The sequence below is a fragment of the Rubripirellula tenax genome (assembly GCF_007860125.1).
Lineage (GTDB): Bacteria > Planctomycetota > Planctomycetia > Pirellulales > Pirellulaceae > Rubripirellula > Rubripirellula tenax.
This window is the reverse complement of sequence record NZ_SJPW01000001.1, coordinates 878,295-897,819: the sequence shown is the minus strand read 5'-3', so window position 1 is coordinate 897,819 and position 19,525 is coordinate 878,295. Positions and strand designations below refer to the sequence as shown.

Below are 19,525 nucleotides of genomic sequence, written 5' to 3'. Positions count from 1 at the left end.
GACACGATCGCTGCATGCTGGCCCCGTTTGAAACCAACCGTTGTCCGGTAAGATGAGTCATTATTGACCGCCGCCCCATCCTCACAAAGATCTTCGATGTCTCGACCGAACACGCCCGACACATCGTCAACGCCTCCATCGCGGGTAACGATCCGCACTTTGGCCAAAATGCGTCGCGATGGCGAATCGATTTCGATGCTGACGGCCTACGATTTCCCGATGGCTCAAGTGCTGGACGAAGCCGGCATCGACGTGCTGTTGGTGGGCGATTCGCTAGCCATGGTCGTTCAGGGCCATTCGACGACCTTGCCCGTCACGATGGACCAAATGCTGTACCACGCCGAAATGGTCGGGCGGGCGGCCAAGCGAGCGATGGTGGTCGTCGATTTGCCGTTTCCCGAAGGCCAGTTGTCGATCCGGCGCAGCATCGCCGCCAGTGCTCGTGTCCTGAAAGAGACCCAGTGCCACGCCATCAAACTGGAAGGCGGCGCCGAAGCAGCCAAACGCATCGACGCGATCGTGACCGCCGGCATCCCCGTCATGGCACACGTCGGGCTGCGTCCACAAAACGTGCATGTCGATGGCGGTTACCGAGTCCAGCGGAATGAACAACAATTGATCGCCGACGCCAAAGCTGCCGAAGACGCGGGCGCATTCGCGGTACTGATCGAATGTGTGCCGTCCGACATCGGCAAAGCCATCACCGACGCGGTGTCCGTCCCCACCATCGGCATCGGCGCCGGGAAGAATACGACAGGCCAAGTGTTGGTGACGCACGATTTGATCGGTTTCCATTCCGGATACCTGCCGAAGTTTGTGCGACAGACCGCCAACGTTCGGTCCGTCATTCGCGATGCCGCGGCGACGTACGCCGACTCGATCCGACGTGGCGAATTTCCCGCCGACAAAGAATCCTTCTAGCCAACGATTTCCTGAATGAGTCCGTCTGTTCCCGATGCGAACGAAGTCATTTCCGAGCCCAAAATCGCGCCGACAATGCGGCTGACGCGAACCGGCCTGATCGCAAGTCTGACCTCGATGGTCGTTGCCGGCTTGGCGGTTTATTCGCTGTTTCCGTCCAGCGTCGGCGGCCCGCCGCTGCCCGTTGAGGTCACCCTTGGCAACGAACCGGTCGTAACGACCAGCGGCAACGGTGCGATGGTCACCGAGGTTGTGATCGTCAAGAACGCATCCGATCACGAGATCCCGAAACTGACGATCGATATCAACGGCCAGTATCTGATGATCCAGGGCGCTCCGTTAAAAGTCGGCGAAACGCTGACGATGCCGCAGAGTATCTTTACGGACAAACGCAGCAGCCAACGCTTCAACCCAGTAAAGTACGATGTGGAGGACGTCGTCGTGACCGGTCAACTGCCCAGCGGTGCACGTGGCGTCAGCAAATTCGAGTTCGTGGAATAGACGTCGGCGGGCTCACCGACTTTTCATCCTTCCTTTTGAGACATCGATGCAACGTTTCCAGTGGATGCTGACTGCTTTGACAGTGTTGACCGTTTTCCAAAATCAGTCGACCGTTGCACAGTCTCCAGCTGCACAGTCTCCAACTGCACAGTCACCCCCGCCCAACGTCGTCGTGATTTTCATCGACGATATGGGGTACGCCGACATCAATCCGTTCGGGGCCAAGGGGTATCAGACGCCGAATCTGAATCGAATGGCGGACGAAGGCTGTAAGTTCACGGACTTCGTGGTTTCGTCGGCCGTGTGTTCGGCGTCGCGATCAGCACTGATGACGGGCTGTTACCACAAGCGAATCGGAATCAGCGGCGCGCTGGGACCGAAGTCGAAGATCGGCATTTCCGAGAACGAAACGACGCTGGCGGAACTGTGCAAATCCAAGGGCTACGCGACAGCCATCTTCGGCAAGTGGCATCTCGGCCACGAACCGAAATTCATGCCCACACGTCATGGCTTTGACCAGTTCTATGGGATCCCCTACAGCAACGATATGTGGCCGCGTCACCCCGCATCGATCGCCAAGCGGCAAAACAATCCCAATGCAAAACCGGATTGGCCGGCACTGCCGATGATTCGCGCCACGACCGAAGCGGGCGTCAAGATCGTCAACGATGATCTGCAACCGGCCGACCAGGAACAGATGACTCGCGAGTTCACCGAGCGGGCGGTCGACTTCATCAAAGATCACGCCGACCAGCCTTTCTTTTTGTATCTGCCGCATCCGATGGTTCATGTTCCGCTGTACGCATCGGAAAAGTTCCGTGGCAAAAGTGGTGTGGGACTATTCGGTGATGTCGTGATGGAAGTGGATTGGTCCGTCGGCCAAGTTCTTGGCGCGATCGAAGACATCGGCGTCGAACGAAACACGCTGGTCATCTTCACCAGCGACAACGGACCTTGGTTGTCGTACGGAACCGACTCAGGCAAGGCGACGCCGCTGCGTGAGGGCAAAGGCACAATGTTCGAAGGAGGTTATCGGGAACCCACCATCATGTGGTGGAAGGGCAAGATCCCGGCCGGCACGACGTGTGACAAGCTGTGCAGCACGATCGACATCTTGCCAACGGTTGCCAAGCTGATCGATGCCGATTTGCCGGACCACAAGATCGACGGCCACGACATTTCGCCGCTGATGTTCGGCGAGAACGACGCCGTTTCGCCGCACGCTGCGTTCTACGGATATTACGGCGGCGGCCAACTGCAAATGGTTCGCAACGAGCGATTCAAGTTGGTTTTTCCGCACAACTACCGCACCCTCAACGGACACCCCGGCGGCATGCAGGGACTGCCCGTCGCCTACAAACAAAAGAACGCAACGCTTGCACTTTACGACTTGGACAATGACGTCGCCGAAACGACCAACGTGATGGATGCTTTTCCCGATGAAGTGGCGAAATTGCAAGCCGCGGCCGAAGTTGCCCGTGACGACCTGGGTGACAAATTGACAAACCGCGAAGGCAGTGGAATTCGACCGGCCGGCGAATTGCTTCCCGACGACGAACGTTTGCCACTGCGGTGGCAGTAACCGGCCATGCTCAAGTGTCCAGTCCTCAACGTCCAACCCCGAACGCACGACGACAACCATGGCGAAACTGGCGACCCCCTCAACGTTGCTGAGCCCCGAATTGCTCGGGCGGCTTGAACGCATGGAATTGGTTTCGCGAAAAGTCTTCCGCGGGCGAATGAAGGGCGAACGGCGCAGCAAACGCAAAGGCCAAAGCGTCGAGTTCGCGGACTTCCGCAACTATGTCCCCGGTGACGATTTGCGTTTGATCGACTGGAACTTGTACGCGCGGTTGGACCAACTGTTCTTGAAACTATTCTTGGAAGAAGAAGACCTGCACTTCTTCGCGTTGATCGATGCCAGCGACTCGATGAACTTCGGCGACCCGACAAAGTTGTACGTTGCCAAGCAATTAGCCGCCGCGCTGGGTTACGTCGGAATGTGTCGCGCCGACCGCATTAGCGTTTCGGCGCTCGGTCCCGAAGGCCGCCGGGCACCGGTGCTGCGGGGACGGGCAAGCCTCTGGAAGATGCTGAACTATCTCGAGTCGATCGAACCGGGGCACAACGTCTCACTGCACGACGGTGTCAAAGATTTTTCGCTTCGCGCGGGCGGAACCGGCATCTGTGTGTTATTGACGGACTTGATGGACAAGGCGGGCTATGAATCGGCACTGCGGATGTTGATCGGGCGGCGCATGGACGTGTTTGTGATGCACATTTTGTCGCCCGAAGAAATCGATCCGCCGCTGCGGGGTGACCGAAAGCTGATCGACATCGAAGACGGCGACGCGGCCGAGATCACGATCAACCAGTACGTGATCGACAAATACAAAGAAACGGTGAAGTCGTTCATCGGCGGCGCGAAACAATTTTGCAGTCGCCGCAGCATCGTCTACATCCCAGTACGAACCGATGTTCCCGTGGAAACCATCGTGACCCGATACTTGCGAGAACGGGGAGTCGTACGATGAGCTGGATTTCTTCACTGGCCCCATGGCAGTGGGCCCTGTTCGCATCGGTCCCCGTCGGCATCGTGCTGCTGTGTTTCTTGAAGCTGCGCCGTGAACCGGTCGAAGTACCCAGCACCTATCTTTGGTCACGCACGATTGAGGATTTGCACGTCAACAGTCTGCTGCAACGGCTGCGGCGCAGCCTGCTTTTATTCCTGCAATTGTTGGCCGTCGCGCTGGCGGGGATCGCGTTGTTTCGTCCGGGAATCCGCGGCGAAGCGTCGTCCCAGGGGCGGTCTGTTTACTTGCTGGACACATCTGCCAGTATGCAGTCGACCGATGCGCCCAACGGAAAAACACGGTTTGAATCGGCGAAAGAGATGATCCTGGGTCGGATCGAAGGCATGTCGGATACTGAAACTGCAATGCTGGTCACGTTCAGCGATCGCCCCGACACGGTCCAGTCGTTCACGTCGGATCGGCGGCGATTGCGTGAAGCACTGCAGCGCGTGGAAGTCACGAACAATCCGACCGATATTCTTGGTGCACTGAAGGCCGCCGACGGACTGGCCAATCCGCGACGCAGCAGCGAAGTCGGCAACATCAACGACGTCCAAGTCGCGGATGCCATGCCGGCCGATTTGCTGATCTTTTCCGACGGCAGCTTTCAACCGGTCACCGAATTCAGTCTCGGCAACTTGGTTCCCCAATACATCGCGATTGGCGGCAAAAGCCACAAGAACGTCGCGATCACGGCGTTTTCGGCGGAACGTAACATCGAACAGCCTTCTCAGGTGCAAGCCTTTGCAACGGTCGTGAATTTGGGAAGCGAACCGATCGAGACGGTAGCGACGTTGGCGATGGACACTGAATTCCTGGACGCGGCAACGGTTTCACTCGATCCAGGCGAACAAACCGGACTATCGTTCGTGATCGACAACGACGAAGGCGTTGCTTTACGCCTGTCTCTGGATATCAAAGACGATCTTGCGGTCGACAACGTCGCCTATGCGGGCCTATCGCCGCTACGGAATGTCCGCGTGCTGGTCGTCACACCCGGGAACACGCCGCTGGAACTGGGCTTGGCGACAGAGAAAGCGGCCAAGATTTGCGAAGCTGAATTTGTGCTGCCGTCTTACTTGGGGTCCGACGCGTGGGTGAATCGAGCGGACGCGGGCACGGACGATTTGGTGATTTTCGACCGCTGCCAGCCGAAGGAAATGCCGCTGACCAACACGTTCTTCATCGGGTCATTGCCGCCCGCCGATGACGACGAGACAACGGACGATTGGAATTGGGGGTCGGAACCCTCGACGGTCTCGTTGATCGACATCGATCGCACGCATCCGATGATGCGGTTTCTGGAACTGTTCTCGTTACTGATCTTCGAAGGTCGCAGCGTCGTTGGGCCGGCGGGCGCGACCGAGTTGGTTGCCGCCGATGCGGGAGCGATGTTGGTGATCGCGCCGCGTGACGGTTTCCAAGACATGGTGCTGGGGTTCGAGATCATTTCGACCGACGCCGACGGCCTGACTCAAACCAACACGAACTGGTACGCCGAACGATCATGGCCAGTGTTCGTGCTGAACGTACTGCGATACCTGGCCGGCGCCGCCGAAGCAACCGGATCGCCGTCGCTGCGCCCGGGTGAAACCGTGCGAGTACGATTAGAGAGTGCCATCGCCGATCCGAAACTGCGCCGCGTCGGTGACACGACGACGCGAGATTTAACGCCCGGCCCCAATGGAGTCATCGAAATCGTCGGCGTCGATGTGCCGGGCAACTATCGCATCGAAGACGGCGATCGGCTGGCCGATTCGTTCGCAATCAATCTGTTCGACCGAGGCGAAAGCGACTTGAAGGTCGCCCCTAGCGTCGAATTGGGTTATGAAGCCGTCGAAGCAGCAACCGGCGGCATCGAACAACGCCGCGAGTACTGGCGATGGGCATTGATGGGAGTGCTAGGCCTGCTGGCGGCCGAATGGTGGGTCTTCAGCCGCCGAGTCGGATAAAAATTTTTCAGGCAACCCGATGTGGCCCCACGACTCCGCTCGCGGGTGGGTGAGCTGCAAAGCAGCAAACGAAACAAGGAGTACACCCTGCGAACGGAGTCGCAGGGCCACGAAGGGTGATCCAAAAACGGGCAACCCTGCGTGGACCCGCGACTCCGCTCGCGGGACGTAAGCTGCAAAGCAGCTTTCGAAACGAGGAGTACACCCTGCGAACGGAGTCGCAGGGCCACGAAGGGTGATCCAAGACGGGCAACCCTACGTGGACCCGCGACTCCGCTCGCGGGATGTCAGCTGCAAAGCAGCCGACGAAACTAGGAGTACACCCTGCGAGCGGAGTCGCAGGGCCACGAAGGGTGATCCAAAACGGGCTACCCTACGTGGACCCGCGACTCCGCTCGCGGGATGTCAGCTGCGAAGCAGCCGACAAAACAGGAGTACACCCTGCGAACGGAGTCGCAGGGCCACGAAGGGTGATCCAAAACGGGCAACCCTACGTGGACCCGCGACTCCGCTCGCGGGATGTAAGCTGCAAAGCAGCCGACGAAACAGGAGTACACCCTTTAGCTCCGCACTTAGAGATCGAACTGCAAAGTTATTCGATCCACGTCACTGCTACTCGCAATACGAAAAAGTCTGCATTCATCAGTGGGGCGAAAAAGGAATCATAGAGGTTCCAAACCCAGCCCCCCAACCGGCACCCTCGCAGGCTTGCCAAGTTCCCATTCGTGATGTGGGTGCTAGCAGGAGTCAATGCGTGCGATCTAAGAATACCACACCGATTCCCTAATTTCTCGCAACCGTGCACAAATGCACCCCATCCAAAATGGGGTCACAAGGCAGATGTAACCCACGACGTCGCCGAAAAACCTTGCGAAATCACGAAAATCCGAACAAACCTCGCCCCATGCACCCTCGCGTGGGACTATATTATCCGTCGAATAACATTTTGGTTCCCCACACGCTGTCCTGCTTCACCTATTCACAAGTGAGTCATTTTTTATGAAGAAGTTAATGTTGGCCTTCCTCGGCATTGGACTCTGCTACTCGCCCAGTATTTGCTCCGCTGACGTGATTTTTTCTCACGATTTCGACGGCGGAGTTGCTGGAGCGGTGAACGCAGCTGCAGATCTGGGCAGTCCTTCCATTGGGACGTTTGCGATTGAAGGATCACCAGCCACATACGGCTTTATCAGCGCTGGCGTCGATCGCGCGTTCACGACCGGCAATGACGCAAATACTCGGAATACAATTCCCGCGGCTAACGGCCCGTTAGGCACTGCGTTCGAAGCATCTGCGGGTACATCATTCGGCGGAACAGCGGCTACGAATCGTTTGTACGCAAACTTCGCCCCGGCGAATATCACCAACGGATATGGCGCGGTGACGACTTTTGATGTGGGTGCCTTTGGAACACAGAACAGCGGAGCCTTTAAGGCGTTGAATGTTCGTGGCTTGAGCTCGGGCGGGGACGAAGTTTTCGAAGCTTGGATTGGCTTTGGAAGCGGTAATGGCACTCGCTTCGTCTATGCCCGCGAAGCAGGTGACACAACCTACCTTCGCACCGCGTCCACCGCGGGTACACCCGCAGGGACATTGGTCTACGACAACATTGGAGGTGGTTGGATCGGCACTAACAATACTTCGAAGCCGGGAGGATTGGAAACGTTGACCATTTCTGTTCTCGACGGACTAGTGACCTATGGATTATCGGGCGGAACTGCGGGTTCAACGTTGACTTTCGGCCAGAATTCGGCAGCAACGGATCTCAGCCAACTGGAGTTCAGCAGCGTCAACTTCAACCAAGGCGGAAACTCTGGTTTCTGGCTAGACAACCTCACTGTGGTTGCTGTTCCTGAACCCAGCTCGATCGCATTGGTTGGCCTCGCAGGCCTAGGCTACGTGGTTCGCCGTCGTCGCCGAGCTTAGGATTGAGCGGAAAATAACTGTCGTAACTCGGGCACTTTTGTCCGAGATGTTCGCGACGAGGAAGAGTACCGATCGTACATCTATTTCCTTCGCGGTCGGGGCCATTTCAGGGAGCGGACGGTTGCATCGGAGAATTACGATGAGGAGTTACCTTAGTCGTAAAACTGCTCGCGATCGTCCCCGCCTTCTCATTTAAGTCGACGTACCGCGCGTCGCGACGAGCCTTTTCATTCGAGACCCTCGAGTCTCGGAATCTGTTGGCGGGTTCCGACGTTGAAGTTGCCTCGCAACCTTGCCTCGGCTCATGGATACAGCAACTCCGATGGTGAGCTTGCTAATCTTGGCGCGAGACATGTATTCGTTCATGTGGATCTGCGGTTCGGCCAAGAACTTTGGGCGAGCGAAAGCGATTCGCCGCCGGCGACCGTGGTCGCCGACTTGTTGCCTGGCCCCAATGGATCCGGGCCCGTCGTCGGATACATGACAACGCTTTCGGCTTGCGGCAGTGAACCGCCCGTTCCAGATTCCGTGGAACTGATTCGATGTCAACCTCGATGGCAACGTCACGAGCCTGGATGCGTTGAACATCATCAACGTGCTTGCCCGAGAATCACTTGGCTTCGCGGCCACGCCGTCATCGACAGCGCTCGCCGTTTCGGGTGATGGAAGGCTATCAACGCTGGATGCGTTGCAGGTGATCTATCGAATGCGGCAAGAGAGAACGGTGCTGCCGCTGATTGATGAAGTTTGTAGCGAAGACGACGATTTTCGGCCGCAGTTCGATCCGGTAGCAACATTGTTCTAGCGAGAACGCATTCCTTGACGATCAACGTCAATGGACTCGCATCGCGGAAGAATCAGATTCCCGAACACGTTCAGCCATGGTAGCGGCGTCGGGTAAACGCCAGCGCAACGATTGCTAGGAACGCGATCCTGCCTGGCTCGGGAACGGCAAGGACGTTGAACGACGCGTTATTGAACAAGACACTCTCGAACTCGTCGCCTGCACCGCCGACCTGAGCCGCCGACCTGAGCCGCTGCGGTGAAGGATGACTCGCTCTGCGTCGCGGCACTATTCGCATCAATCGCAATGTCGGCAGCGAGCAGGTGTCGCATTTCCAACCGCTCAAGCATCAAGCGCCGAGCTTCCGGTGCAGGGCATGGTTTTTCGTTGCAACGGGATCTACGTCGAGTCAGCCTCGAACGGATCCTTGGGTGCTTCAGGGATTGCGGGCACCGCTCGGGACAGCATCAAGGCCGCAGCGAGCATCAGCCCGCACGGAACTGCAGCGAACAGAGCAGCATTTGAAAGTGCATTGTGCGCCATCCCGACACCACCGTCCCCTTGAGCGCGGAAATCGGGCAAAAGCGGCTGGAGTGAAAGTGAAACTGGAATTGAAACACCGACCGCAACAGCAAGAAAACCAGCTCGGCAAACGAAGCGAAGAGACCTGTTTTCAATACGTGAAAATGAGCCGGACGACAATCGGAACGCGAAGTCGACCAACTTCGACGTCACGATGACGATCGGTATGCCAATCACGACGATGACGATTAAAAATACAATTTAGCGACCGTCCCAAAATAAGTTACCGGATCGAATTGTAGCGGCAGGGCGCAAGCCCTCCGGTTTTACGGCACCGGACGGCTTGCGCCGTTTCGCTAATACGGTAACTTATTTACGGACGGTCCTTTAGCGTTCATTCGATTTTGCTGAAACTTCGTTCATGATGGTCTCCCCGGCGGTTGCACCTGACGAAAATTGAAGATTGCGAAAGGCTGAATTCTGCCCTTCGGGAGACCAACTTTCAACATTGAAGAATTTCTTGGACGCTTCCAAATCAATCACTCTTGGATGGAAACACTCGAACGCGTACTGGGTCGCAAGGAAGTTCATCAATGTATATTTCAAACGATTGGCGTATTTGAAATGATCCCCAGTTAGTGTAGCTTCTCCCTATGATGTCTCCGTCCGCATCGTATGCGACGGCTTGCATTTCGCGGTAGTCTTCAATCGATTTACCATTCGCCGTCACCGCCTCGCCGAGGATGCGAATTTCATCGTCGCCGTTGTAGTACGCGGCACATGCCTCAAGCTTGATTCCAGCGAGTGCCGCCATGTCATTGTCGATTTGAACCGGGAGCTTTTCTGCCATGCGTATTTGTCCTGACGTGGGCTGTATCATCGATAATTCATGTCATTCGTGACGACCGCAACTCGATACCGGCGACTTCCCGTTAGCTGGGCTGCCCTGCGAATAGGCGGGACAGGTCGTCTTATTTCGGTTTCGAATCGGTGCAAGTGGCTTACGGTCTCGTCTCGAATTTTGACCTGCGACCAGACCGCGGATTGTATCGCCAATTTCGTTGCGGCATCAAGCAAGCACGGAGAAGTCGGCAGACGAGAGGAAAGGTTGGGCGTGTGAAAATAGGCTTACCCGGATCTGATTTGCCTTGAGGGACGCGGGTTGTCGCTTTCGATAGACTTATGACTGTCATCTCATTTACGGCCGTGACTTTTTAAAGACCTTCCATGACTCGACTTTTTGCTGGCACCGCTTTTGATATTCCGCCCGAGTGCGATCTCTGTGGCAAAGTGGAATCGGATTGCCAGTGTACTGATAAGCAAAAGGCGGACGCTGCTGCGGCTGCTCAGGTGAAAGCAGATCGGTTGCTGCCTGGCGAGCAGACGGCGGTCGTTCGCGTCGAGAAACGAAAAGGCGGGCGGCAGGTTACGGTGGTCACGGGGTTGGCGGCTAAGGCGAACGACCTGTCCGCTTTGTTGGCGGCTCTGCAATCATCATGCGGCAGCGGTGGGACCGTCAAAGCGAAAGAAGACCTGGCGGAACTGCAGGGTGATCACGCCGCCGAAGTTCGCAAGTCGCTGGCGGAGATGGGATTCCGCGTGACGGCGAAATGAATCCGCGGGCGGTGCGACTGGCGCCGATCAGGCTGTCGTTTCTTTCCACAGACAACCGGCCCAAGACAAACCGACGCCGAAACCGACAAGCATGTTCGTTTCGCCCTCGCCCAACTCGCCTCGTGATCGCAAGCGGTCGATCAAAATCGGCAACGTCGATGATACGGTGTTTCCGATTTCAGCCATATCGATCGGTAATCGCGTGTCGCTGACGTTCATCCGACTGCGCAATTGGTCCAACATTTTCCAAGTCGCTTGGTGCATCAGGTACTTGTGAATGTCCGCATCGGTCAGCCCGTTGTCGGCTAGGATCTCGTCGACCAGTCGCGGGATGGCGTCAACGGTGAAATTGATCAAACTCGGCCCGTCCATATACAGACGACTGTTCCATCGCTTGCGGTGCCGTGGCTTGATCGCACCGGTTTCGGACCTCGCTCCGCCGTCGCCGACCATCAACATATCGCCGCCGCTGCCATCGCTGCCAAATTGGAAACCCCAAAGCGACCTTTGATCGCCGGCGGTGATCAGCGTTGCCGCCGCCGCATCGCCAAAGATCGTTCGCAGGCTGCGGTCATCTTCGTCGATGTACTTGCTGTAAGTTTCGGCAGTCAGAAGTAGGATATTTTTTGCGGCCCGACTCTGGATCAATCCATCGGCCATCGCCAGCCCGTAAACAAATCCGCTGCAACCAAGATTGAAGTCCAGGGCGCCACATCGCGTCGGCAGGCCCAGCCGGTCTTGGACCAAACAACTGGTCGTGGGCAGTGGATAATCGGGAGTCTGGGTACACAGCAGTACAAAATCGACATTTTTTCGGTCGATCGCACCCGAAGCGAAAAGCTTTTCTGCGGCGGCAACGGCCAAGTCGCTTGCCGTTTCATCGGGCTGGGCGATGTGCCGCTGTCGGATTCCGGTCTTCTCTTCGATCAGGGGGATGTCCCATCGCGGGTACTGGTCGGCCAGCATCGCGTTGGTTTCGATCCGCTGTGGGAAATGAACAGCGATCTTCCCGATTTGAGCGTACGGCACGTTCTATCCCTGGGCTATCCCTGGGGACTAACACCGCCCGGTGGGGGAAAAGAAGAGAAAAAGCGGCTGATCGGATTCGAACCGACGACAATCACGTTGGCAACGTGATGCTCTGCCAACTGAGCTACAGCCGCAAATCATTCTCGATTGAGAGGCAGATTATAAGATCGCATCGGCACTCGGCAAGGCCTCTTCGCAACGTTTTTTTTGACGGGTCGAAAAATTCCGGAACCCGAGCGTTTGAGCGAGGAATCGCGAAGGAGCGGGAAGGACTTCGCGAGATTCGAAAAGTCCCGTCCGGACCCCGCTTGCCGGTTTTCGCTATTTCTCGGTAAACTCCCGTGTTGAACGTAACCGCTGAACGTTACCCACTACGCCCTAAGAAAAAGAACCGAGGTCTTTCGCACCGATGTCCACCTCCGCCGAGACCCAACTCACCGACGTCGCTGAAGAAAAGACACCGCTGAAGTTGGATATTAAAGTCGAAAGCCCGCAGGCATGCCTGCGGGAAGTGATCGTGACGATCGAACAGTCCGAAGTTCAGCGATATCTCAAGAACGCTTACGACGAATTGGTTCCTGAGGCACAGGTGCCCGGGTTCCGAAGTGGCCGCGCTCCTCGCAAGCTTGTTGAAAAGCAATTCAAGGACCGCGTCGAAGAACAGGTCAAGGGTTCGCTGTTGATGGACAGCCTGGCCCAGATCACCGAGGCCGACAGCTTCAACGCGATCGGCGAGCCGAACTTTGACTACAACGCGATCAAGATTCCCGAATCAGGCGACTTCAAGTTCCAGTTCGAAATCGAAGTTCGTCCAGAATTCAAGACGCCCGACTGGAAGGGCATCAAACTGAACAAGCCGGTCGAAACGATCAGCGACGATGATGTTCAAGAAGCACTCAACCGCGTCCTGTCCCGTTACGCGACGCTGGAAGCCACGGATGCGGCGGCCGAAGCCGGCGACAAGTTGCTGGTCACCGCGAAGTTCAAAGAAGGCGGCAAAGTGCTGACCACGATGGACGAAGAACGTGTCGACTTGGACGATCGTTTGAGTTTCTCGGACGCCGTTTGCGAAGACTTCGCGAAGTTGATGACCGGCGTCAAAGAAGGCGAAACCCGCAAGGGCAAAGTCAAAGTCGCCGACGGTGCCAACGACGAAGCGATGCGTGGCAAGGAGCTAGACGCCGAATTCACGGTTGTCGAAGTCTTGAAGCAAGAGCATCCCGAAATGACGGCAGAGTTCTTGGAAGAGCTGGGCGATTTCGAGTCCGAGCAAGAACTGCGTGACTTCGTTCGCGATTCGTTGACTCGTCAAGCTGACTACCGAACTCAACAAGCGGTTCGCAAGACAGTCGTCGATCTGTTGACCGGATCGGCCGATTTTGAACTGCCGGCAACGTTGGTGAAACGCCAAACCAGTCGCGAATTGGAGCGAAAGGTTTTGGAACTTCGCCGCAACGGTTTCGACGACGACATGATTCGCCGATTCGTGAACGCTTCGCGCCAAAACGCACAAGCAACGACCGAAGCTGCGCTGCGTGAACACTTCATTCTGGAACAGATCGCGGAAGAGCAAAAGATCGACGCCGAAGAAGCCGATTACGCCGCCGAGATCGCGTTGATCGCCCAACAAAGCGATATGCCCGAACGCCGCGTCCGTGCCCGCTTGGAAAAGCAAGGACAAATGGATGCCCTGCGCAACCAGATCGTCGAACGTAAAGTCATCGAACTGGTTGTCGAAAGCGCCAAGGTCACCGAAGAACCGGTCGACAAGAAAGCGGGCGAAGAGCCAAGCGAGTTCGCGGTCTACCACAACGTGTTGCCGACCAAGGACAGCGAAGCGATCCCGACGGCGAAATATGCCGACGACACTCCCAAGGATGCCGAAAAGAAAACCGAACGGGATCCGGAAGACTGATGCGAGTCGGTTAACTACAGATCGAAAAACCTTGGCAGAGAAATTCTTTGCCGAGGTTTTTTTATGGCTCGACCCATCGTTCGCTTCGCTTCAAATAAAACCACCCGCTTGCCGTCGCGGCACCCACCGACGCAATCTACTGAGGCCGCCCAGCCTGTGCAGGGTGTTGTTCGTGCGCCCAACGATTGACGACGCTGGATTCAAATTGAATTTATCTTCATAGTTATGTGACACTTTCCACTTGGAAACGTCCTCTTCACCTTAGTCGAATGCAATGGAGCGCTCGATCTACTTTTCTGTCTAATTTAAACGAGTCGAAGAAATGCGAACACGAACAAGAAAATTGCGCCGTCTAGAAACTCTTGAAACCCGCCGTTGTCTCGCTGCTTCGATCGAAGTTGTTAATGGTGACTTGTTTATCGATGGGACCGCCGAAGGCGCCATCGCGATCGTTGACCTTGGCGATGGGACGCTGCAAGTCACCGAATCAGCAGCGACACCTGTGGACCCCGAGACACCGGATGCTGCGGCGATTGAGTCTGATATTGTGACGCTTGTCGAAGGCGTTTCCGACGACATCTACATTCGACTGGACGCCGATGGTTCGGCAACGGACGACGCGGTGTCGGTGGACCTTTCGGCGGGCTCGGTTGCGATTGATCGGATCCACGCCTCGCTGGGTGCCGGAAACAATTCATTTACGCTTGTCGCCGGATCCGCGATTGGTGGCCATCTGAGCGTTCGCGCCGGTGATGGTGACGATGCTCTGGTTGTCGAAGCCGGAACGACGATCGGCCGAAGTTTAAGCGCCCGTCTGGGCGACGGCGCGAACTCGGTTTCGATCGACGGTGCGGTTGGTCGCGATCTGCATGTCCGCGTCGGCGACGGCGACGACACTGTCTCGATCGGCGATGCTGCGACGGTAGGCGATGATGCCGAAATCAAACTAGGCAATGGCAACAACGTTGTCGATATCGCAGGCCAAGTCGCCGATGACTTGGCAGTTCGCGGTGGCGTTGATGCCGATACCGTGAACATTCTGGCAACGGCAAGCGTTGGTGACTCTGCGTCCATCTCGCTTGGTGACGGCGATAATTCGCTTTCGCTCGACGGGTCGATCCAAGACGACCTGAAGTTCCATGGTGGTGACGGAAACGACAATGTCGCTATCGGCAGCGGTGCGACGGTCGGTGACGATGTTTCGATTCGGCTCACTGGCGGCGACAACACCGTTGCAGTCGACGGAGCCATTGATGGTGACCTGAGTGTTGTCAGCACCAACGAGCTAGACGTGGTCACGATTGCCGAGACCGCCGCGATTGGCGGAACGACCGAACTTGGACTCGGTTCACAATCGAATCACTCGGGCGGCAACGGCCATGGACGCCACCACCGAGGTCATCGAGGCCACGGTCGACGATAACTCGGCGAAGAGCTTTCATGGTGCCGGCCATCCGACATCATGAAAGTTCCGATCCACCATGGAACCGCGTGGGGTATTAACGGAGTCGACACAGAGCACTACAAACTCAAGCAAACCGATTTGGTTTGCAGGTAGTTTTCGAGTGCTGCGTGGCCCATCTCGCGGCCCCAACCCGATTGTTTGTAGCCGCCGAACGGTAACGCCGCGTCGAAGATGCTGTAGCAATTGATCCACACGGTCCCCGCCTTCACCGCCTTGGCTAACCGATGAGCCTTGGAAACATCGCGAGTCCAAATGCCTGCGGCTAAACCGTACGCCGACTGATTCGCTTTGCCGACGATTTCGGAGTCGTCACGAAAGGGCATCGCCGCGACGACGGGACCGAAGATCTCCTCGCGAACAATCGACATGTCGCCCGTCGCGTTTTTCAGCACCGTCGGTTGGACAAAATAACCGGCGCCATCGATCGCCGCGCCGCCAGCGGACGCTTCGGCGCCTTCAGCGATACCCGCCTGCAAGTATCCGGTGACGCGATTGAATTGTTCGCGTGAAACGAGCGGCCCCATCTGTGTGCCGGCATCGAAGCCGCTTCCGACTTTCAGATTTTTCGCGATCTCGCTGACGCCCGCGACCACGTCTTCGTAGATTCCGTTTTGAACGTACAAACGAGAACCCGCGCTGCATACTTGTCCTTGGTTAAAGAAAATCGCGTCCGCCGCACCGGCGATCGCCAGATCCAAATCGGCATCGTCGTAAACGACATTGGGACTCTTGCCGCCCAATTCCAAGGTGACCTTTTTCAAGTTTCCGGTTGCCGCGCCGATGATCAGCTTGCCCACTTCCGTCGATCCCGTGAATGCGACCTTGTCGACATCATCGTGCGATGCGATCGCAGCGCCGGCGGTTTCGCCGAACCCGGTCACGATGTTGACGACTCCGTCGGGGATGCCGGCTTCAAGCAACAGCTCACCCAATCGCAGCGCTGACAAAGGAGTTTGTTCCGCCGGTTTCAACACCACCGTACAGCCCGTCGCCAGCGCGGGACCCAATTTCCAAGCTGCCATCAACAACGGAAAATTCCAGGGAATGATCTGGCCGACGACTCCGATCGGTTCTTTCAACGTGAACGCATGGAACTCGCGTCCCGGAGCATAAGGAACGTTCAGCGGAATCGTGTTGCCCTCGATCTTCGTTGCCCAGCCAGCCATGTAGCGAAACATATCCGCGGCCAAGGCCACGTCAGCCGCTTTGGCGACGCCGAACGGTTTACCGTTATCGATCGTTTCCAGTGCCGCCAATTGATCGGCATTCTGTTCGATCAACTCGCCGACCTTCCAAATCAGGCGTCCCCGATCCGACGCGGTCATCTTGGACCACGGCCCAGAATCGAACGCGCGGCGAGCGGCGGAGACAGCAGCATCGACGTCAGCGGCATCACCTTCGGCGACACGGGCAACGACTTGATCCGTCGCCGGATCGTAGACGTCGAACTGTTTCCCGCTCTTTGCATCGACCCATCGGCCGTCAATCAACAATTGTTTCGGCGTACCGAGGAATGATCGCAATGACTCGGGGACGACGGACAAGTCAGCGGTGGACATAGCAGGACCTCGCATGGGGATGGGGGATTCGGATACCTCTGGGACGATGGTGATCGAGGTATCTTCGCGAACGTCAGCCCGTTAGACTTTCCTAAGCGCGACCCGCGTTCGCTCTCTCATCTCGCATTCTATCGTGGAACCCAACTGCTATGCGTTCAATTGCTATGCGTCCAAGTTTGATGCCGCTCTTTGTGATGTCGTTTTTTTGGTCTGCGATACCATCGGTATCCAACAACCCCGTTGCCGCCGCTGAGTTGACGACGCTTGCGCGGAGTGGTGAATCATCCAATCGCGTCGATTTAGTATTCATCGGTGACGGGTACACGGCCGGGGAAATCAATACGACGTATTCCGCCCACATCGATTCGGCGGTCAGTTATTTTTTCGGCAGCAAGGATCCTTTTCCGCGTTACCAGAATTTTTTCAACCTGCACCGCGTCGATGTGATCAGCAACGAATCCGGCGCCGATGATCCGATCAACGGGATCGTTCGCGATACGGCGTTGAATTCGAGTTACGCGTTCGGCGGAGGCGTCGACCGGCTACTGTACTTCAGCACCTCGCTTGCTAACGCGGCGGTGAACACTGCGATCGCGGGAACGGGAATCGACGTTGATATGCGAATCGGCATTGTCAACAACGCGAAATACGGTGGCGGTGGTGGCCAGTGGGCCGTGTACGCCGGTGGCAACGGAAGCGCTCGCGAAGTCGCCGTTCACGAAGTCGGCCATTCGTTTGCAAGGTTGGCCGATGAGTATTTCACCGCCGGTACGGTAGCATCGGGCAGCGAACCGAGCGAAGTGAACGTGACTGCCAACCCCAACACGGGAAAGTGGGATCGATGGGTCGGATACGACGACCCCGACAACAACATTGGACCGATCGGTTACTACGAAGGCGGCCGCTATTTTGAACAAGGCATCTATAGGCCGTCAAATAACTCGCTGATGCGAAACTTGAATCGGCCGCTGGACGCCGTCGGTCGCGAAGCTTTCATCGCAAAGATTTATGACGAGGTCGATCCGTTGGACGATTGGCTGAACACCGAGTTTACGCTGTCGATTTCCGATGACGCTTGGGTCGACGTGATCGACGACAGCGTCATCAACGTCCAATGGTTGATCGATGGTGTCGACAGCGGAATGACGGGAACGATGCTTGACATCGCGTCGCTGGGACTCGCTAGCGGTGACTACACGCTGTCGGCTCGAGCCTACGACAGTCTGTTGGATTCATCCTTCACCGGTGGAAGCTTCGATTGGTGGCGTTCGGATCCGTCACAGTTGTCACAGACGGTTTCGTGGAACTTGCAGGTCGTCGCTGTGCCTGAGCCGAGTTCGTTGGCGTTCTTTTCGATTGCGTTAGCCTTACCAATCGCAATCCGCCATCGCCGCAAGAAGTAGAAGTATTCGGGTAACCCTATGTGGCCCTGCGACTCCGTTCGCTGGGTGTACTTTTTACCTACGTAAACTGCTTTGCCGTTTCCGTTCCGCGAACGGAGTTGCGGGACCACGTTGGCTGGCCCGTTACTTGACGGCCAACATTCGTTCCAACGCGATCAAACTCCACTTGGTGGTTTCGTCGTCGACCTTGATTTCGTTCACGACCGCCCCGTCACGTAAGTTCTCGAGCGTCCAGCACAAGTGGGGCAAGTCGATGCGATACATCGTTGCGCACATGCATAGGACGGGGCTAAGAAAGTGAATCTCTTGCTCGGGATGTTCGGCCTTCAATCGATTGACCAGGTGTAACTCCGTCCCGATCGCCCACTTGGTGCCCGCCGGCGATTTGCGAACGGTGTCGATGATCTTCCCGGTGCTGCCAGAGATGTCGGCCAAGTCATTGACTTCGCGCGGACACTCGGGGTGCACCAAAATTTGGATGCCGGGATGCTGTTTGCGGAAACCGTGTACATGTTCGGCGCGAAACATCTGGTGAACACTGCAGTGCCCCTTCCATAGAATCACTCTACTGTTTTGGATTTGCTCGTCGGTGTTGCCGCCCATCTCCAGCGCGTACGGATCCCACACGGGCATCTGTTCTTCGGTGATGTCCATCTTTAATGCGGTGTTTCGACCGAGGTGTTGGTCGGGAAAGAAGAACACGCGTTCGCCACGCGCGAATGCCCAATCCAAAACGGCCGCCGCGTTGCTGCTGGTGCAAACGATGCCGCCGTTGCGACCACAGAACGCTTTCAAACTTGCCGCGCTGTTGATGTATGTCACCGGAATGACTTTTTTCGTATCGATCACCTCCGCCATGTCGGCCCAAGCCGCTTCAACCTGCGCAATGCCGGCCATGTCGGCCATCGAACAACCCGCCGCCATGTCCGGCAGGATCACGGTCACTTTCGCCCCGTCGCGTTCGGCAACTTTCTCCGGACGATTCGCCAAAATGTCAGCCGTTTCGGCCATGAAGTGAACGCCACAGAACACGATCGTTCGGCACGCCTTACTTGCCGCCGCCATCTCGGACAACTTGTACGAGTCGCCGCGCAGGTCGGTTTGGGCAATGACTTCGTCTTGCTGGTAGTGATGCCCCAGAATCAACAGACGCTCGCCAAGTTGTTCACGAACCGCCGAAATGCGAGTGTTCAGTTCGTCGCTGCTGAGCGTCTTGTACGGTGCCAATTCGTGAACCATTTTGGGATTGGCATTCAGCTTGACTAGGTTGTCAGTCGTCAACGGTCGGGTTCCTTCGAACGGGCGAAAAAGCGGATATCGTCCGAATTATAGGCTCCCGCCGGTGATGGACGTAGGCGGGG

Annotated in this window: 15 protein-coding genes, 1 tRNA gene and 1 pseudogene; 11 read left to right on the top strand and 6 right to left on the bottom strand. The window is 56.8% G+C overall.

Annotated features, from left to right (window positions below; all coding sequences use genetic code 11):
* Positions 1-96 precede the first annotated feature (96 nt).
* The 7 genes and pseudogenes from panB to Poly51_RS03275 all read left to right on the top strand — a co-directional run.
* Positions 97-921, top strand: coding sequence for a 3-methyl-2-oxobutanoate hydroxymethyltransferase (gene panB / locus Poly51_RS03305; RefSeq protein WP_146454189.1), 825 nt, complete (start codon positions 97-99; stop codon positions 919-921).
* A 15-nt stretch (positions 922-936) separates the two neighbouring features.
* Complete coding sequence (locus tag Poly51_RS03300; RefSeq protein WP_146454186.1) at positions 937-1,422, top strand: hypothetical protein; 486 nt, start codon at positions 937-939, stop codon at positions 1,420-1,422.
* A 46-nt stretch (positions 1,423-1,468) separates the two neighbouring features.
* Complete coding sequence (locus Poly51_RS03295; protein WP_246114229.1) at positions 1,469-3,004, top strand: sulfatase family protein; 1,536 nt, start codon at positions 1,469-1,471, stop codon at positions 3,002-3,004.
* 58 nt (positions 3,005-3,062) lie between these two features.
* Positions 3,063-3,956, top strand: a complete 894-nt coding sequence (locus Poly51_RS03290) for a DUF58 domain-containing protein (RefSeq protein WP_146454183.1) — start codon at positions 3,063-3,065, stop codon at positions 3,954-3,956.
* Positions 3,953-5,947, top strand: a complete 1,995-nt coding sequence (locus Poly51_RS03285) for a vWA domain-containing protein (protein ID WP_146454180.1) — start codon at positions 3,953-3,955, stop codon at positions 5,945-5,947. The genes Poly51_RS03290 and Poly51_RS03285 overlap by 4 nt, the downstream gene beginning before the upstream one ends.
* 1,110 nt (positions 5,948-7,057) lie before the next feature.
* Complete coding sequence (locus Poly51_RS03280; protein WP_186775315.1) at positions 7,058-7,873, top strand: PEP-CTERM sorting domain-containing protein; 816 nt, start codon at positions 7,058-7,060, stop codon at positions 7,871-7,873.
* Between the two features lie 553 nt (positions 7,874-8,426).
* Positions 8,427-8,678: pseudogene (locus Poly51_RS03275) on the top strand (dockerin type I domain-containing protein); the annotation flags it as partial.
* Positions 8,679-9,056: 378 nt separating this feature from the next.
* On the opposite strand, the gene Poly51_RS30930 reads toward Poly51_RS03275, so the two are convergent.
* Positions 9,057-9,380 (bottom strand): hypothetical protein, encoded by a 324-nt coding sequence (locus Poly51_RS30930; RefSeq protein WP_222435778.1) that lies wholly within the window; start codon positions 9,378-9,380, stop codon positions 9,057-9,059.
* A 334-nt stretch (positions 9,381-9,714) separates the two neighbouring features.
* A complete protein-coding gene (locus Poly51_RS03270; RefSeq protein WP_146454173.1) occupies positions 9,715-10,029 on the bottom strand; it encodes a hypothetical protein in 315 nt (104 codons plus the stop codon).
* Between the two features lie 377 nt (positions 10,030-10,406).
* Between Poly51_RS03270 and Poly51_RS03265 the strand changes: the two genes are divergently transcribed.
* Positions 10,407-10,793 carry a translation initiation factor gene (locus Poly51_RS03265; RefSeq protein WP_146454170.1) on the top strand — a complete coding sequence of 129 codons (387 nt, stop codon included), beginning with the start codon at positions 10,407-10,409 and terminating at the stop codon, positions 10,791-10,793.
* A 27-nt stretch (positions 10,794-10,820) separates the two neighbouring features.
* Here the strand turns inward: Poly51_RS03265 and Poly51_RS03260 are convergent, their stop codons facing one another.
* Together Poly51_RS03260 and Poly51_RS03255 are read right to left on the bottom strand one after the other, a co-directional pair.
* Positions 10,821-11,822, bottom strand: a complete 1,002-nt coding sequence (locus Poly51_RS03260) for a ketoacyl-ACP synthase III (RefSeq protein WP_146454168.1) — start codon at positions 11,820-11,822, stop codon at positions 10,821-10,823.
* A 61-nt stretch (positions 11,823-11,883) separates the two neighbouring features.
* Positions 11,884-11,956: transfer RNA gene (locus Poly51_RS03255), tRNA-Gly, on the bottom strand.
* A gap of 275 nt (positions 11,957-12,231) precedes the next feature.
* Here Poly51_RS03255 and tig point away from each other — a divergent pair.
* On the top strand, positions 12,232-13,737 hold the full coding sequence (tig, locus tag Poly51_RS03250; protein WP_146454166.1) for a trigger factor: 1,506 nt from the start codon (positions 12,232-12,234) through the stop codon (positions 13,735-13,737).
* A 322-nt stretch (positions 13,738-14,059) separates the two neighbouring features.
* Positions 14,060-15,160 carry a hypothetical protein gene (locus Poly51_RS03245; RefSeq protein ID WP_146454164.1) on the top strand — a complete coding sequence of 367 codons (1,101 nt, stop codon included), beginning with the start codon at positions 14,060-14,062 and terminating at the stop codon, positions 15,158-15,160.
* 98 nt (positions 15,161-15,258) lie between these two features.
* Here Poly51_RS03245 and Poly51_RS03240 read toward each other — a convergent pair whose 3' ends face one another.
* Positions 15,259-16,761, bottom strand: coding sequence for an aldehyde dehydrogenase family protein (locus tag Poly51_RS03240; RefSeq protein ID WP_146454162.1), 1,503 nt, complete (start codon positions 16,759-16,761; stop codon positions 15,259-15,261).
* 149 nt (positions 16,762-16,910) lie between these two features.
* On the opposite strand from Poly51_RS03240, the gene Poly51_RS03235 reads away from it, so the two are divergent.
* Positions 16,911-18,164: a M64 family metallopeptidase gene (locus Poly51_RS03235; protein WP_146454160.1), complete on the top strand. Its 1,254-nt coding sequence runs from the start codon at positions 16,911-16,913 to the stop codon at positions 18,162-18,164.
* A gap of 123 nt (positions 18,165-18,287) precedes the next feature.
* On the opposite strand, the gene nadA is transcribed toward Poly51_RS03235, so the two are convergent.
* On the bottom strand, positions 18,288-19,403 hold the full coding sequence (nadA, locus tag Poly51_RS03230; protein WP_146455149.1) for a quinolinate synthase NadA: 1,116 nt from the start codon (positions 19,401-19,403) through the stop codon (positions 18,288-18,290).
* Positions 19,404-19,525: the final 122 nt, after the last annotated feature.